This window comes from Embleya sp. NPDC025285 (assembly GCF_055558835.1).
In genome coordinates, this window is record NZ_JBVHLU010000031.1 from 1 (window position 1) to 14,146 (window position 14,146).

The 14,146-nt window shown below is 69.2% G+C and carries 13 protein-coding genes and 1 tRNA gene; 6 read left to right on the plus strand and 8 right to left on the minus strand.

Features of this window, described 5'->3' with window-relative positions; translation table 11 throughout:
* From ACZ4FV_RS21775 to ACZ4FV_RS21785, 3 genes are all read left to right on the plus strand, one after another.
* Positions 1-223 (plus strand): hypothetical protein (locus tag ACZ4FV_RS21775; RefSeq protein ID WP_465323089.1); only part of this gene is annotated, 223 nt, incomplete at its 5' end.
* A 558-nt stretch (positions 224-781) separates the two neighbouring features.
* Complete coding sequence (locus ACZ4FV_RS21780; protein ID WP_402242106.1) at positions 782-1,456, plus strand: Yip1 family protein; 675 nt, start codon at positions 782-784, stop codon at positions 1,454-1,456.
* Between the two features lie 405 nt (positions 1,457-1,861).
* A complete protein-coding gene (locus ACZ4FV_RS21785; RefSeq protein ID WP_465323090.1) occupies positions 1,862-2,464 on the plus strand; it encodes a bifunctional DNA primase/polymerase in 603 nt (200 codons plus the stop codon).
* A 146-nt stretch (positions 2,465-2,610) separates the two neighbouring features.
* Here ACZ4FV_RS21785 and ACZ4FV_RS21790 read toward each other — a convergent pair whose 3' ends face one another.
* Positions 2,611-3,108, minus strand: coding sequence for a phosphoribosyltransferase (locus tag ACZ4FV_RS21790; RefSeq protein WP_395867950.1), 498 nt, complete (start codon positions 3,106-3,108; stop codon positions 2,611-2,613).
* Positions 3,109-3,273: 165 nt separating this feature from the next.
* Positions 3,274-3,855, minus strand: a complete 582-nt coding sequence (gene dcd / locus ACZ4FV_RS21795; RefSeq protein ID WP_020557430.1) for a dCTP deaminase — start codon at positions 3,853-3,855, stop codon at positions 3,274-3,276.
* 156 nt (positions 3,856-4,011) lie between these two features.
* Here dcd and ACZ4FV_RS21800 point away from each other — a divergent pair.
* Positions 4,012-4,082 (plus strand) — tRNA-Gly (locus ACZ4FV_RS21800).
* Positions 4,083-4,284: 202 nt separating this feature from the next.
* Here ACZ4FV_RS21800 and ACZ4FV_RS21805 read toward each other — a convergent pair.
* Together ACZ4FV_RS21805 and ACZ4FV_RS21810 are read right to left on the minus strand one after the other, a co-directional pair.
* Positions 4,285-4,722: a helix-turn-helix domain-containing protein gene (locus tag ACZ4FV_RS21805; RefSeq protein ID WP_402242129.1), complete on the minus strand. Its 438-nt coding sequence runs from the start codon at positions 4,720-4,722 to the stop codon at positions 4,285-4,287.
* Positions 4,723-5,163: 441 nt separating this feature from the next.
* Positions 5,164-6,591 carry a hypothetical protein gene (locus tag ACZ4FV_RS21810; RefSeq protein WP_465323091.1) on the minus strand — a complete coding sequence of 476 codons (1,428 nt, stop codon included), beginning with the start codon at positions 6,589-6,591 and terminating at the stop codon, positions 5,164-5,166.
* Between the two features lie 491 nt (positions 6,592-7,082).
* Here ACZ4FV_RS21810 and ACZ4FV_RS21815 point away from each other — a divergent pair, with 491 nt between their 5' ends.
* Positions 7,083-8,069, plus strand: a complete 987-nt coding sequence (locus ACZ4FV_RS21815; RefSeq protein ID WP_465323110.1) for a zinc-binding dehydrogenase — start codon at positions 7,083-7,085, stop codon at positions 8,067-8,069.
* Between the two features lie 55 nt (positions 8,070-8,124).
* On the opposite strand, the gene ACZ4FV_RS21820 is transcribed toward ACZ4FV_RS21815, so the two are convergent.
* The gene (locus tag ACZ4FV_RS21820; RefSeq protein WP_395867945.1) at positions 8,125-9,201 is read right to left on the minus strand and encodes a nitrilase family protein; all 1,077 of its coding nucleotides are present in this window, start codon (positions 9,199-9,201) and stop codon (positions 8,125-8,127) included.
* 215 nt (positions 9,202-9,416) lie between these two features.
* Here ACZ4FV_RS21820 and ACZ4FV_RS21825 point away from each other — a divergent pair, with 215 nt between their 5' ends.
* A complete protein-coding gene (locus tag ACZ4FV_RS21825; RefSeq protein WP_465323092.1) occupies positions 9,417-10,577 on the plus strand; it encodes a LysR family transcriptional regulator in 1,161 nt (386 codons plus the stop codon).
* 213 nt (positions 10,578-10,790) lie between these two features.
* Here the strand turns inward: ACZ4FV_RS21825 and ACZ4FV_RS21830 are convergent, their stop codons facing one another.
* The 3 genes from ACZ4FV_RS21830 to ACZ4FV_RS21840 form a co-directional block, all read right to left on the minus strand.
* Complete coding sequence (locus ACZ4FV_RS21830) at positions 10,791-11,270, minus strand: RrF2 family transcriptional regulator (protein ID WP_395867940.1); 480 nt, start codon at positions 11,268-11,270, stop codon at positions 10,791-10,793.
* A 62-nt stretch (positions 11,271-11,332) separates the two neighbouring features.
* The gene (locus ACZ4FV_RS21835) at positions 11,333-12,127 is read right to left on the minus strand and encodes a hypothetical protein (protein WP_395867938.1); all 795 of its coding nucleotides are present in this window, start codon (positions 12,125-12,127) and stop codon (positions 11,333-11,335) included.
* Positions 12,128-12,706: 579 nt separating this feature from the next.
* Entirely contained in the window at positions 12,707-14,059 is a 1,353-nt protein-coding gene (locus tag ACZ4FV_RS21840; RefSeq protein ID WP_402242135.1) for a hypothetical protein, read from the minus strand.
* Between the last annotated feature and the right edge of the window lie 87 nt (positions 14,060-14,146).

A 14,146-nucleotide genomic window follows, 5' to 3' on the forward strand; every position in this document is an offset into this window, starting at 1 on the left:
CGAGCGCATGGACGAGGCCCTCTCCCTGAAACCGGACATCGTCTCCACCGCCTGCCCGTTCTGCCTGGTGATGTTCACCGACTCGATCAACGCCAAGAAGCAGGCCGGCGACGCCAAGGAAGACCTCCAAGTCGTCGACGTCGCACAACTGCTCCTGCAATCGGTCAAACTCCCCGAACCACCGGCAGCGGATGAGGTGCCGGCGGACGCGGCAGTGCAGTAGGACCGGTTTCGCACCGCGTGCCGTGATCGCCGTCGGCCCCTGAAGGGGTCGGCGGCGATCGCTTTTCGCGGGTCGGGTTCGGCTTTGGTTTTTGTGCCCGAATTACGACCTTCCCGGGGCGACGCAGGGGGTCGAACTGCCGGTACCGTCATTGATGTGACTGGCAATGGACCCTACGACCCGTACCGGCAACAGCCCCCGCCTGCCGGCCAGGGTTACCCACCTCAGCATGGCGGGGCTTATGGCGATCAGTACGGCGGTGGCCCGTACAACGGGCAACCGGGGTACGGGCAGCCTGGGGATGGGCAACCGGGCAATGGGCAGCCGGGGTATGGGCAGCCGGGGTACGGACAGCCCGGGTATGGGCAGCCTGGCTATGGACAGCAGGGGTCTGGACAGCCCGGCTATGGACAGCCGGGGTACGGGCAACAGGGGACGCCGCCTCCGCCGCCTCAGGGTGGGCAGGGCGGGTATGGCGGTTCGGGATCGGGTGGGTCCGGTACCGGGTCCGGGTCCGGGTCCGGTGGCTCGGGTGATCCGAACTACGGTCCGCTGTCGTTGCCGGACGAGACGAGCCTGTACATCTACGGCGCGCCGCCCGAGGAGTACACGACGGTCACGCCCGCGGTGTCACCTCGGCAGCAGCAGCCGTACCAGCAGCCGCCGCAGCAGTTCAGCGGCCCGCCGCCGAGGCGCCTGCACTGGAAAGAGGTGCTGAGTGGGCTCACGCTGCGCCCGCTGCGCACGATGGACGCGGTCCGCGACCAGGCGGTGTGGTGGCCGGCGCTGATCATGTCCGCGCTCGGCGGTGCGCTCGCGGTGTTCGCGAACGACGCGTCGCGCAAGGAGATCGTCGACTCGACGCTCGCCACGAGCGTGCCGGCGCTCGGCATGGTGATCGTCATCGTGCCCGCGTTCTGCGCGCTGCTCGGGCTGGTGTCGCACGCGCTCGCGACCCAGTTCGGCGGGAACGGTTCGCCGACACCGTTCATCACGCTGTCGATGATCCTGGTCTGGATCGCGGACGCGCCTCGGTTGGTGGTCGCGATGTTCGCGCCCGACGACAACGCGATCGTGGCCGCCATCGGCATCGCGTCGTTCGCGCTGACCGCGTGGCTGTTGACCATGCTGATGACGCGCGTGCACGAACTGCCGTGGCCGCGCGCGCTGGGGTGTGTGGCGGTGGAGTTGATCGCGTTGCTGCTGGTGCTGAAGTTGCCGCTGGCTTCGTGAGGTTGCGGGGTCGGGGTTTCGGGGCTTCGGAGTGTTGTGGCTTCGGGGCTTCGGGCGTTGCGGTGGCGGGGATGTCGCGGTGGCGGGTGTGTTGTGACGGTGGGCGGGCGGCGCGCCTTCGGCGGCTCGCGTGGCGGGTGGGCGATGGTTGGGGATGGCTCGCGGGGCGGTCGCCTGGTGGCTGCGGGGCCCTTCGCCGGACGTGGGGTGGGCGGGCCACGGTCCTGACGTCGGGTCAGGTGGCGGCCAAAGCGTGCCGGCAGTGGACCGGGTGGACCACAAGCGGCACGGTCAGGCCGCGTTGCGGATCTGTTCGGCAACCGTTTCGGGCGGTGTACTCGTAGAAGTACACCTATCCGCGCTCGACATTTCGTCGTAATCGCGGTTGCGAGGAACGGAACGGACATGCTTGTGCGGCAACGCACCCGGGCTGCGCTTCAGGCCGCCGCCCTCTTCTACGTCGTGGATCGGGGTTGGCCCGTCCTGCCCGGTGCCTACGTCGAAGACGGCCGATGTTCGTGCGGCGACACCGAATGCCCGGACCCGGGCGCCCATCCGGCCGCGGAGCCCGGGCTGACCCGGGCCACTCGATCGACCGACGACGTCTGGGAGTGGTGGAGCAGCAAGCCGTACACGGTCCTGCTCGCGAGCGGCCTGGAGTTCGACGTCCTGGACGCTCCGGCGAAGGTGGGCTACGCGGCGATCCGCCAGCTCGAGGTGGTCGGCCTGCCCCTCGGGCCGGTCCTGCATCTGCCCGACGAGCGGCTGTTGTTCCTGGTCGACCCGGGCGCGCGCAACCTGTTCTGGTACACGGTCGACCACAACGACACGGCCCGATTCGACGTCCGCCACCACGCGGTCGGCCATTTCGTACCGGCCCCGCCATCCTCCACCGCGTGCGGCGGGCGGACCCGCTGGGCGGTCCCCCCGGACCCGATCGAGCGGGGACTGCCGGGGGCGGTGGACGTGCTGGGGGCGTTGATGCGGTTCAGCACGCAGGCGCGCTGAGGCGCGGGGCGCGCTGAGGCGCGGCGGCGCGGGGTCGCGCGCGGCGGGCTCGGGGTCGCGCGGCGGGCTCGGGGTCGCGCGGCGGGCTCGGGGTCGCGCGGCGGGCTCGGGTGTTACTCGCCGTGTGGGAGCTTGGGCGTCGAGGCTCAGGCGTCGAGGATCTGGCCCTGGCGGGTGACGACCGGCGGCTGTACCGACCACGGGAAGTTGATCCAGTCGTCGGTGTGCTTCCACACGTACTCGCACTTCACCAGCGACTGCGGCTTCTCGTACACCACGGCGCAGCGCACCTCGGCGACATTGCCCTCGCAGAAGTCCCGGACCAGCAGCAGCGTCTTGCCGGTGTCCGCGACGTCGTCCGCGATCAGCACCTTCTTGTTGGAGAAGTCGACCACGTCCGGTACCGGCGCGAGCATGACCGGCATGTCCAGCGTGGTGCCGATCCCGGTGTAGAACTCGACGTTGACCAGGTGCAGGTTCTTCACGTCCAGCGCGTACGCGAGCGCACCGGCCGCGAACACCCCGCCCCGGGCGATCGACAGGATGATGTCGGGCTCGTACCCGTCCTCCGCGACCTGCATGGCCAGCTCGCGCGTAGCTTGACCGAAGAGCGGCCAGGTGAGGTTTTCGCGCACGTCACTCATGTCCGGGTATGCCTATCTTCTGTTCGGGGGTTCGCGGTCGCGGTGCCGACGCGGTCTCGGGTGGTGCTGCGGTCTCGGGTGGTGACGCGGTTGCGCTTGCGGGTGCCGACTCGGCTGCCACCGTCTCGGCGGCCACCGTCTTGTCGCGCCGCCCGGTCGTGCGGTCTAGTCGCGGACGTTCGTCCGGTGGAAGTCCTTGAACGAGCGGGACGGGGTCGGCCCGCGCTGTCCTTGATACCGCGACCCGTACACCGAGGACCCGTACGGGAACTCGGCCGGCGACGACAGCCGGAACATGCACAGCTGGCCGATCTTCATCCCCGGCCACAACTTGATCGGCAAGGTCGCGACGTTCGACAACTCCAGCGTCACATGCCCGGAGAAGCCCGGGTCGATGAACCCGGCGGTTGAGTGCGTCAGCAGCCCGAGCCGCCCGAGCGAGCTCTTGCCCTCCAACCGCGACGCCACGTCATCCGGCAGCGACACCACCTCGTACGTCGAGCCCAGCGCGAACTCACCGGGATGCAGGATGAACGGCTCGCCCTCGGGCGGCTCGATCATGCGGGTGAGATCCGGCTGCTCGACGGCGGGGTCGATGTGCGGGTACTTGTGGTTCTCGAAGACCCGAAAAAACCGGTCAAGTCGAACGTCCACACTCGACGGCTGAACCATGGCCGGCTCGTAGGGATCGATCCGAACCCGACCGCAGTCGATCTCCGCGCGAATGTCCTTGTCCGATAGAAGCACGGGGAAAGGGTAATCGCAGCCACCCGGATCCACCCAAACGCGCGACCGCCCTCGCGCCCCTCCGATCCCCGCCGTCCCCTCACCCGAATCGGTGCTGCGACCACGCGCGACGATCCGGTAGAGTGACGGAGCAGGGCTCCCCATGGGGCGCCTGATGCGGGCGTAGTTTAATGGTAGAACATGAGCTTCCCAAGCTTAGAACGCGAGTTCGATTCTCGTCGCCCGCTCGTTGGATGAAGGCCCAGGTCACGGACATGATCCGTGACCTGGGCCTTCGTCGTTTTCAGCTCGCTACGCCCTTGCGGGCGGGGTCCGTGCCGGATGCGCGTCGATGTCGGCCCTGAAGCTTTTTGAGCCGCTTCGCGATGACGTCGGGGAGCGGCTTGGCAGCGCCGCTGCCGCCTTCGACGCAACGTCCGGCCTTGCCCGTTAGACATTTACCCTGAGCCGATGCGCCGTGTTTCCGGCAGTGGTGGCGCTGGGAGGCTTGCGGGGGAGCCCGGTCAGCAGGGATTGACCTCCGCGCGTCGTTGAAGTTGCGGGGGCGCGACAAGCCGACCGAGTTGTCGAACGGGTTGCCCGTCGGGCTGCCGGCTTGAAGGTCACCACCGGGTTGCCAGTGAGCAATGCGACTGTGAAGTGCCCTTCCAAGGCCCGTCCCAGGCGGAGCAGTGTCGGTGTGGTCACCGGTCGGCCGCCGTCCTCAAGACGGCGGATGACCCGCTCGTTCATCCCCACACGGCAGGCGAGTTCTGCCTTCGTCCAGCCGAGTGCAACGCGGCGGTCGTAAACGGCTTGGGCCATCGCGTCGCCGAGCGCGGCCTCCGCATACGCCTGGTCGAACTCCTCGACCTCGCCCGTGGTCATCGCATCCGCGTGGGACGTCTCGGGGACGGGCTCGGCAGCGGCCTTCGCGGCCCTGCGACGCAATGCCTCACGCGCAGTTATCGTCGACCTCGCCTGTGGTCATCGCATTCGCGTGGGACGTCTCGGGGACGGGCTCGGCAGCGGCCTTCGCGGCCCTGCGACGCAATGCCTCACGCGCAGTCATCGTCCTGCCCCCGTCAGTCATCTCGTCTGTCGCGGCCGTCGATCTTCCCGGTTTGCCACCAGCCACCGTCACCGGCCGCCCAGTTCCAGCGGCTGGGGGCGGGTTGGATGCGCGGTGAGCGGTTGGTTATGCGGTGGGTGGATGTGTTGAGGCGCGGAGGGGCGGGTGGGGCGCGCAGGTCGGCTGACGGTTTGCGGGCGGGGCGGACTGCCTGATGCGGCCTGCGTTTCTGGGCCGTCAGAGGTGTGGGATGGGCTTCAGCGCCCGATGTCGCGGGTTGTGGGGTCCTGGTGTCGGGGGGCGGAGCGGAATGTGGCGGGGGCGTTGGTGGGCGCGGTGGAGGAAGGGGCGGGGACGCGGGGAGCCGGCGGCGATGACGACAGTGGGCCGAATGAGCCTCCGATCAGGCGGGCCAAGTCCAAGTGGCGGGACGGCACGGGTGATTGCGCCTGGTGTTGTCGTGCCACTTCGATGGCGGCCGTCGACGCGACGTTGCGCCCGGCCGGGGGTGGCGCGGTGGGGGCGGGGCCCCGTGCGGTCGACGGTTGTGCCTGGTCCCGAGCCGGCGCGGGCGTCGTCTTCGTCCTGTGAGCGGCTGTCGCGGCCTGGCCCTGGGTCGGTCGCCGTGCGGGGTCCCGGTGCGATCGGACTGCGGGCTGGTGCGGTCGGGCCACGTGCCGGCCGGAGCGGGCGAGGGCCTTGCGATTCGCCGGCATGGGGCCCATCACCGGAAAGGCGCGTTCGTGGTGCAACTGATGCTGCGCGGCCGACAGGGTGTGCGCCCGCCCACGCCATTCCTGCAGAACCGCCCCGCTTCCAGGCTTGAATGGGGCGATCGCGCTGCCGAGACGTTCGGTGATGTAGGCATTGGCGGAATTCGCCTCCGAGCCCTCCATGACCACGTTGTCCACCGCGTATGCGGGTACCTCGTCGGCTGCCACGGTCATACCCGGGCTGTACCACAACACCTGGGTCAGATCCTCGAGAGTGACCAGACCGGCGGGTTTTCCGATTTGCCCACCGATGATTTCCCGGAGATCGTCGTACATGGAATTTGGATAATCCGGAAGGACGCCGGCATTTCTCCATTCGGGATGGGCATTCATCTCCATTACATGCGCCATCTCGTGAGCTCCGATCCGAATGGCCGTGGTTTTGGGATCCAAGTCTCGCTGGGAGAGCGACTGCAACTCCTCACGTTGTCCAGGGCTGGTCCAATAGTCGCTGAGGACGACTGAGACACCCAGGTTGACGTAATTCGCGTGCTCGCTTCCTTTCACCGGACGATCCGCTGAAAGAGTCCGGGTCACAGCACCATCTTTCTGCTCCCAATCGGCACCATCCGATGCATAGATGTTGAACGGCAGTATGTTCCCGCGAGCGCTCTTCGAAAACAATTCGGACGTTCGGAGCATCCCGTCCGTGATCTCATGAAGCGTCCTGATATCGCCGCGCCATGGAAGCTCGGGTCTTTCCAGCAGACCATCCGACGCAATGGCGGCCGCCCGGCCCCCGGCGGCTTCCAGGGCTGCCTCCAGATCATTTTGGCGCCCGAATACATGAAACTCTGGCGACATCGAGAATTGGAAAATCTCATCGAGGTGGCGCTTCAGGGCACGTGCGACCGCGCGGTGGGTTGTGGCCGCGTAGATCTCGGGAAATCGAGAGCCACTTTCGTTGTTCACGTCACACTCACTCGGGAATCGGGCCTTCGGGCGACGGGGCCCGTTGTGGGGTTTCGGCGCGACTCGGGAGGTGTGGGTGCGGCGGTCAGGGCATGCGGGTCGTTTCGTGTGCCGATCGTGAGGCGGTGCCGGGTGCACCGGGTCGGGAGTACCACGGTGCCGGGAGCCGGTTCGGGCTGTTCGGGCTCTGAGCAGTCACGCACTTGGCGCCTCGCGGCAGGGTCGGCCGGGGGTTCTCGCCTCGGAGGAAGGGGCGTTGGTGGTCGCGTTGTACTTTGCGGATGCACCCGCCCAGACGTCAAGCCGGACATTTGTTCGACGTCCTGCACGCAGATCTCGGCGGGCCTCGGATACCTGCGGGCGTGCGGGCGTGATGTTTGGGGTTGGGGTCGGTGGGGCGTTGGGCGGTGGGGGGCGGGTTGGTGATGTTGGGTGGGGTGGTTGGGGGGCGGCGGTTTTGGTGAGGGTTGGAGGGGTTGGTGGTCGGGATGATGCGGGCTGTTGTGTTGAGTGGGCCCGGGCCGGTCGGGAATCTTGCGGTTCGGGACGTGCCGGTTCCGGAGGTGCGGGCCGGGTGGGTTCGGGTTGCGGTTCGGGCCTTTGGGCTCAATCGGTCGGAGTTGCATACGCGGCTGGGGTTGGCGGAGGGGGTCAGCTTTCCGCGGGTGCCGGGGATCGAGGCTGTGGGGGTTGTGGACGCGCTTGATCCGGCCGATGCGGGGTGTGGGCCGGCGGTCGGGCAGCAAGTGGTGACGATGATGGGCAATATGGGGCAAACCTACGACGGTGGGTACGCGGAGTACACCTTGGTGCCGGCGGGGCAGGTCATTCCCTTTTCGTCGGAGTTGCCGTGGGAGGCGGTCGGAGCGGTACCGGAGACGTTGCAGACGGCTTATGGGTCGCTGACGACCGGGCTGGATTTGGCTGCCGGGCAGACTCTGCTGGTACGCGGGGGGACTTCCTCGGTTGGGTTGGCTGCCGCCGCGTTGGCCAAGGGGCTTGGGGCGACGGTTTTGGCCACCACTCGCAAGGCCGGGAACGTGGATGTGCTGAAGGCGCAGGGGGTCGACCACGTTCTGATCGATGACGGGGATGTGGCCGGCGCGGTGCGGGCTTTGTATCCGGCTGGGGTGGACGCGGCGCTGGAGTTGGTGGGTACGCCGACGTTGCCGGACACGTTGGCCGCCACGCGGGTGCACGGGACGGTGTGTTTCACCGGGATGTTGTCCAACGAGTGGCTCGTGCGCGACTTCTATCCCATTGGGTATCTGCCGAAGGGGGTTCGGTTGACGGCCTATGGGGGCGAGAGCGGTGATCTGCCGGAGGAGGTGTTGCAGCGCTACCTGGACGAGATCGCCGCGGGGCGGATTTCGCTGGGGCCGACGCACGTCTATCGAATGGACGACATCCGGCAGGCTCATACCGACATGGAAATGGGCCACACCGTGGGCAAGTTGGTTGTGCTGACCGGTCCGTGAGCGCGCGTGCCGGGTGGTGGGCGCGACGGCATTGACTCGTGGAGGCAGGCGGCGTCTACCGCTCGTGGCGGGCGTGGGGTGCGGCCGAGGAGTCCGGGGCGGGCCGGGGTGCCGATGAGGGCGCGGGCGAGGGCGCGGATGAGGGCGCGGGTGCGGGGTTGAGGGTGGGTGGGGTGGTGGAGAAGCGGGCGGTTCGGGGGTCTCGTTCGTCACCGAAGTGCTGGGTGAGGATGGTGTAGAGGTCGGGGCGGCGGCCCTTGAGCCAGCGGCGGCCGGTGGACATCGGGATCAGGGACAGGTCGATGTCGGCGGTGACCATGGTGTCTTCGGGCGACCAGGTCTCGGTGAGGATTCGGCCGTAGGGGTCGAGGATCATCGCGTTGCCGGTGCGGACCTCGTCGTCGTCGCGGCCCACGCCGTTGCTGAAGATCAGGGCCAGGCCGTTGTCGTGGGCGCGGGCCGGGAGCCAGCGCAGGAGCCAGGCGCGGCCGCTGTCGCCGCGCAAGGCCGCCTCGATCGCGGCGGGGTCGCGGTGGCGGGCCTCCCACAGGGCCATCGGGATCGGGCGCATCGAGTGTGGGCTGCGTGAGGCGGTGCCGCCGGTTTGGTGCGGGGCGACCAGGATCGAGGCGCCGAGGAGCGCGGTGGCGCGGACGTTCTCGACGAGGTTGTTGTCCCAGCAGATGAGGATGCCGACGCGGATATCCCACGGGGTGTCGAAGACGGTGTAGCGGTCGCCGCTGGAGATGGCCTCGTGTTCGAAGGCGTGGAGCTTGCGGTGGCAGTGCACTCGGCCGTCGGGCAGGCAGACGGCGTACGCGTTGTAGAGGCGGCCGTCGGCCTCGTCGATTTCGAGGAAGCCCAGGCCGGCCGCTGTGTCCAGGTCCATCGCGAGCCGACGTACCCGTGTGACGGACGGGCCGGAGAGTGGCTCGGCGAGTTCGCGCAGGCGTTCGGGAGTGTGTCGGCGCAGGTGCCAGTAGCCGAGCAGGCACATCTCGGGCAGTACGACCAGGCGGACTCCGTCGGCGGCGGCCTCGCGGACGAAGTGTTCGACGCGGGCGAGGTTGTACGACTTGTCGTCCGGGCGCGGCTCGAACTGTACCGACGCGCACCGCAGGGTTTGCTCCATCGATCACTCCCGATTTCTGGTTCGGTGCGATCCGACCGGGTCCGGTCCGACTGGGTGCGATCCGGTTCGGTTCGGTTTGGTTCGGTTCGGTTCGGTTTTCGATTCGATTGCGTTCTGTGTTCTCTCATCACAGTCGGGGACACCGGCTGCGGTCCAATGAATGTTCGGTGCGTTTCGATAACCCGATGGAATGGAACGCGATCTAGGCTTCGGCCATGGACGTGCGGTTGCTGCGGGCGCTGGTGGCGGTGGCGGACTGTGGTGGGTTCGGGGTTGCGGCGGGGCGGTTGTCGATCACCCAGCCGGCGTTGACGAAGCAGATTCAGGCGCTGGAGGCGGAGGTCGGCGGCGCGCTGTTCACGCGTGGGCGGCGAGGGGCCGAGGCGACCCGGCTCGGGCAGGCGCTGTTGCCGGAAGCGCGGGAACTGGTGCGGCGCGTCGACGCGTTGAGCCGCCGCGCCGCGCAGTTCAAGCGCGGGGAGGCCGGGAGTCTGGCGGTCGGATTCGGCCTGTCCGGGATCGATCTGGCGCCACAGGCCGTGGCGGCCTTTCGACGGCGCTTTCCGGGGGTCGAGATCACGCTGGAGGACATGTCGTCGAACGCACAGGTCGAGGCGGTGCGGGCGGGCGACCTCGACGTGGGGTTCGTACGGCTGCCGGCGCCGGAGGACCTGGGGCGGCTCGTCGTACTGGTCGACACCCTGGCGGTGGCCTCACCCGGGGATCAGGATCCACCGCCGACGGATCCGGCGGGAGTCGCCGCGTGGTTGCGCGGGCGGCCGGTGGTGCGGCTGACACGGGCCAAGGGGCCGGGGCTGGTGCGGCAGATCGAGCGGTTCGAGGAGGAGTTCGGAGCCCGGCCGGAACCGGTACAAGAGGCCTCCGACCTGCAGACGGTGCTGGCCCTGGTGGCGGCCGGGGTGGGTGCGGCCCTGGTACCGGCGGGCGCCGCCGGCATCGCGTCGGCGACCGTCACGGTGACGCCGATCGAGTCCGAGAGTGGATGGGAAAGCGGGTCCGGCGGTGGGCGCGAGAACGGGTCCGGCGGGAGGTCCGCCGAAGGGTCCGGTGGTGGGGCCGGAGGTAGGACCGGTGGTGGGGCCGGTGGTGGGGCCGGTAGTGGGTCGACCGGCAGGTCGGACGCGGTTTCCTGGCGGATCGGCGCGGTCTGGGATCCCGCTCGGGCCACTCGGGTACGGGACAACTTCCTCGTCGTCGTCCAGGAACTTGCGGGTCGGCGCGACGAACTCGGCCGCGGGCGCGATCGATGGGCCGCCGACGCGGAGTCGACGTGGTCGGGTGCCAGGAGGAAAGCCGGACGCGGCCCACGACGCGGTGGTGGAAGGACCGGCGGCCCGGCGGGGTTCGCCGGGTGACGTTTGCGTGTGGACCGGGGTTCGGACGTGGCAGGGCACCGCGGCCGGGCGCTGCCGCCGGGTCGCCGCGTGCGGGGCCGCATTCGGCCGCCGTGCCGCGTCCCAAGCCCCCGCATCCCAGAGCACCGCGCCCAGAGCACCGCGCCCAGGGCTCCACACCCCCAGGGCACCGCGTCCGGATCGCCGCCGCGCCCGAGGCGCCGCCGTCGGGGGTTACTTCTTGGCGAGGCGGGCTCGGGTCAGTTCCGGGGTTTCCGGGGAGCGGGATTCGACGGTGGTTCTGAGGTCGGCGAGGGTTTGGCCGGCCAGTTCGTGGCGCCAGGCGAGGTCGGCTCGGGACATGGCCTGGGCGATGGCGCAGGAGGTGCGGTAGTCGGCGGTGGGGTCGGCGTCGGGGCCGTTGTGCAGGATTTGTTGGCAGCGGAACGCGGGGTCGGGGCCCTCGATCGCGACCACCACGTCCATCAGGGTGATGTCCTTGAGCGCGCGGGCGAGGCGGAAGCCGCCGCGTGGGCCGGAGGTCGAGGTGACGATGCCGGCGCGGGCGAGGGCCTGGAGTTGCTTGTTCAGGTACGCGGCGGGCAGGCCGTAGAAGGCGGCCAGTTTCGTGGCCGTGACGGCCGTACCCGACTCGGCCCATGCCAGGTTGAGGCAACTGTGCAGCGCCCACTCCACGCCTTCGCTCATCTGCATATGCTGGACGCTACCCATCCAGAATAGCCGGAACAACTCCCACTCCCCCGATCGGCCTAAGGTCAGAGCGGGTGGGCGGCGAGTTGCAGGAGTCGTCTGGCCCGGGCCGCGCCGTCGAGTGGCGCGGGGTCGGTGCCGGTGCGGCAGTGCCGGCAGAGGTCGCCGGGGATCAGGTCGGGGCCGGGGCGGCCGCAGTCGGCACATTCGACCAGGCGCGGGCGGCGCGCCTGGGACGGGATCACGGGTTGCTTCGGAGCCTTGGTGAGGCGGTAGTGCAGCAGACCGGTCTTGATCGCTCGGCCCGGTGGCGGTAGGTCTTCGGTGAGTTCGCGAAAGACCTCGGCTTCGACGTGGGTGTCGCCGCCGGCCAGACGGTCCACCAGGAACGGGACGAGGGTGCGCAACTCCCGCTCCTTGAAGGCCAATCGCTCGTCCACATCGGCGAGGGAACGGAGCAGCGCGAGCGCGCGCACGGCGGGATCGTCGACGGCCGAGACGGTGGTGGTGGCGTCGGATGCGGTAGGTGCGGCAGTGGACTCGGGAGCGTCTCCGGACGTGCGCGGCCCGGACCACTCCGTGAGGCGGCCGAGCATCCGCCCGGTCGCCGAGTCCCGTAACCGCTTGGCCACCGCGATGCCGGCCTCGGTGAGTTCACGAAGCACGCGGCGGGCGATGTGGGCGCCCACGCCGAGGAGTTCGCGGATGGTGTCGACCGTGAGCGGGGTGTCCGCAGGCATGACGTGGTAGCGGAGGGCCGCCTCCAACGCGCGCCCCGAAAGGCCGCCATATTGGGCCAACACGGTGACGACAGGGTCCTGGACAGGGGTGGGGGCATCGATACGCTGGGATACAGCCATGGCGAGGGTCCTCGTTCCTCGTTCGGTGGTCAGGCCCTCGCATCGGTGTTGGTAGCACCAGCGGGGGCCGACTTACGTTTTGGATACGGGGAACAGCAGACAGTGCCAACGCGGTTACCGTCAATCACCCTCCCGAGTGATCTTCCCCCACCCAGGGCCAGCCGCCGCCCGAAGGGGCGGCCGGCCTAGTGGGTCCTAGAGAACACCGCGTCCGCACAACGGAAAACCGCACTTACGGGCTGACCTCGGCAACCGGGCAGATCCCCGGACCACCCCTCCGTACAACGGATTTCATGTGCGTCGGGAAATCCACCCGGCGGGAAATCGGGGGCGGACGCGACACGTTCGAGGCGCGATCCCCGACCGGCGTCCCCGGCCTGCCTTGGATGACAACGCGCACGGTGAGACTCCCGACAACGCGCGCGCACGACGAACTCCCGGCAACGCTCACGACGGAGCGGGCAAAAGACCCCGACGGTCCCAGCGGCGGCCCGAGCAGAGTCCCGGCGCGAATGTGCCGAAGTCCTCGGTGGCCCGTCGGGACCACCGAGGACTTCGGGCGGCGGCTACTTCGCAGGACTACCGGGTCCAGCGCGGGTCGCCGGCCATCGCCTCGAGCTGGTCGAGGGTCAGTACCGGTTCGTCGCGGGACGGCCTGTGTGGGCCGAGCTCGGGTTCGAACAGGGCCCCCTCGATGTCCTCGTCCGCGGAGGTCATGACCGTTCGGCCGCTGGAGCTGTTCCCCGCGTCGACCCACACCGTGCGCCCGTCCGGATAGCGCACCCCCGCGCGCCATTGGACGAACTCGGGCGGCGCGTTGCCCACCGGCTGCCGTGCGGCGAAGGTCGTGGTGCCGTCGGGCAGGGTCCGGGTTCGGCAGTCCGAGATCCCGGCGCAGGACTGCAGCGGCTCGTCCGTGATCCGCACGTTCGCGCTGACGCCCGACACCCCTCGCACGTCCGTGATGATCATCGACGCGCCGTAGTCCGGCTCACCCTTGGTCGTGATGTTCAGCCCCGGGGGAAGCACGCTCTCCAAGATCGCCAGCATGCGCTTGTCCGGTGTGGGAAGCGCGGTGACGGCCTTCTCCCAATGTGAGTCCGTCACGATCCGGGTGAGGTCCGCGATCGACAGTCGCGGATCCTCCTTGATCCCGATGGTGCCCTTGTCCGAACCGATGTGCTGGTCGCGGGCCCCTCCGCTGTAGACATCCGCCGCGATCCGGCCGCCGTCGGGTCGATCCAGGATGACCCGCCAATGCTTTTGCCGCTCCTCCCCCCACGCGTCGAGGTGCGTCTTGGCCACCGTCAGTTTCGAGCCGTCCGGCCGCTTGGTGGTCTTGCACTCGTCGTAGGGCTTGCGCCCGTCGACGGCGCCACAGTCGGTGAGCCGGGCGTCGGGGGTGTTCGGTGCCGGGCGCGACAGCTTGACCCGTACGCCGGTCGCACCGGTCCCGTCGCGGTACACGAGCTGCGCGGTCGGGTTCATGGCGATCATCGGCGGGTCCTTGGGCGTGAGCTGCGACCCCGTACCGAGGGCGTCGCTCACCTCCCCCTTGGCCGGCAACAGGCTCGTGAGCACGGAGATCATCTGGTTCCCGGTCACCGGCCACCCCGTCGGCAGGTCCGTATCCGGGAGGGTACGGCGGGAGGCCGGCGACCCGTCGGCCGCGAGGCCCCGATCGAGCGCCACCCCGCCGCCGACCACGGCAACCGCCATCGCACACGCAGCGGCACCGATCCGCAGGCGCCGGACCCGACGCAGTTGCCTGCCACGGGCCAGGCCCCGAGGGATCACCCCGGGGTCGTGCTCCGGGAACGTGTCGGCCAAGGTGCTCAACGCGCCGGGTAGATCCCGCTCGAAGTCGCGGTCCGGGTCGGGAACTTGCCGATCCGGACCCCGGGAGGTCCAGCCCGGGTGGTCAGCGGCCACGATGCGATCACCGGTCCTTTCGGTAGGAGTAACGAGTGCTCAGCGAAGATGCGGAAAACCTGGGGGTGAACGTGGGATGTGTCCCGC

What these genes read in the sequence shown, in the direction of transcription:
- ACZ4FV_RS21790 (WP_395867950.1), bottom strand. Translation starts at nt 3,108, where the DNA reads ATGAGTGACGTGCGCGAAAACCTCACCTGGCCGCTCTTCGGTCAAGCT.
- ACZ4FV_RS21805 (WP_402242129.1), bottom strand. Translation starts at nt 4,722, where the DNA reads ATGACCACGGGCGAGGTCGAGGAGTTCGACCAGGCGTATGCGGAGGCC.
- ACZ4FV_RS21825 (WP_465323092.1), top strand. Translation starts at nt 9,417, where the DNA reads ATGGACGTGCGGTTGCTGCGGGCGCTGGTGGCGGTGGCGGACTGTGGT.
- ACZ4FV_RS21820 (WP_395867945.1), bottom strand. Translation starts at nt 9,201, where the DNA reads ATGGAGCAAACCCTGCGGTGCGCGTCGGTACAGTTCGAGCCGCGCCCG.
- ACZ4FV_RS21785 (WP_465323090.1), top strand. Translation starts at nt 1,862, where the DNA reads ATGCTTGTGCGGCAACGCACCCGGGCTGCGCTTCAGGCCGCCGCCCTC.
- ACZ4FV_RS21815 (WP_465323110.1), top strand. Translation starts at nt 7,083, where the DNA reads ATGCGGGCTGTTGTGTTGAGTGGGCCCGGGCCGGTCGGGAATCTTGCG.
- ACZ4FV_RS21835 (WP_395867938.1), bottom strand. Translation starts at nt 12,127, where the DNA reads ATGGCTGTATCCCAGCGTATCGATGCCCCCACCCCTGTCCAGGACCCT.
- ACZ4FV_RS21830 (WP_395867940.1), bottom strand. Translation starts at nt 11,270, where the DNA reads ATGCAGATGAGCGAAGGCGTGGAGTGGGCGCTGCACAGTTGCCTCAAC.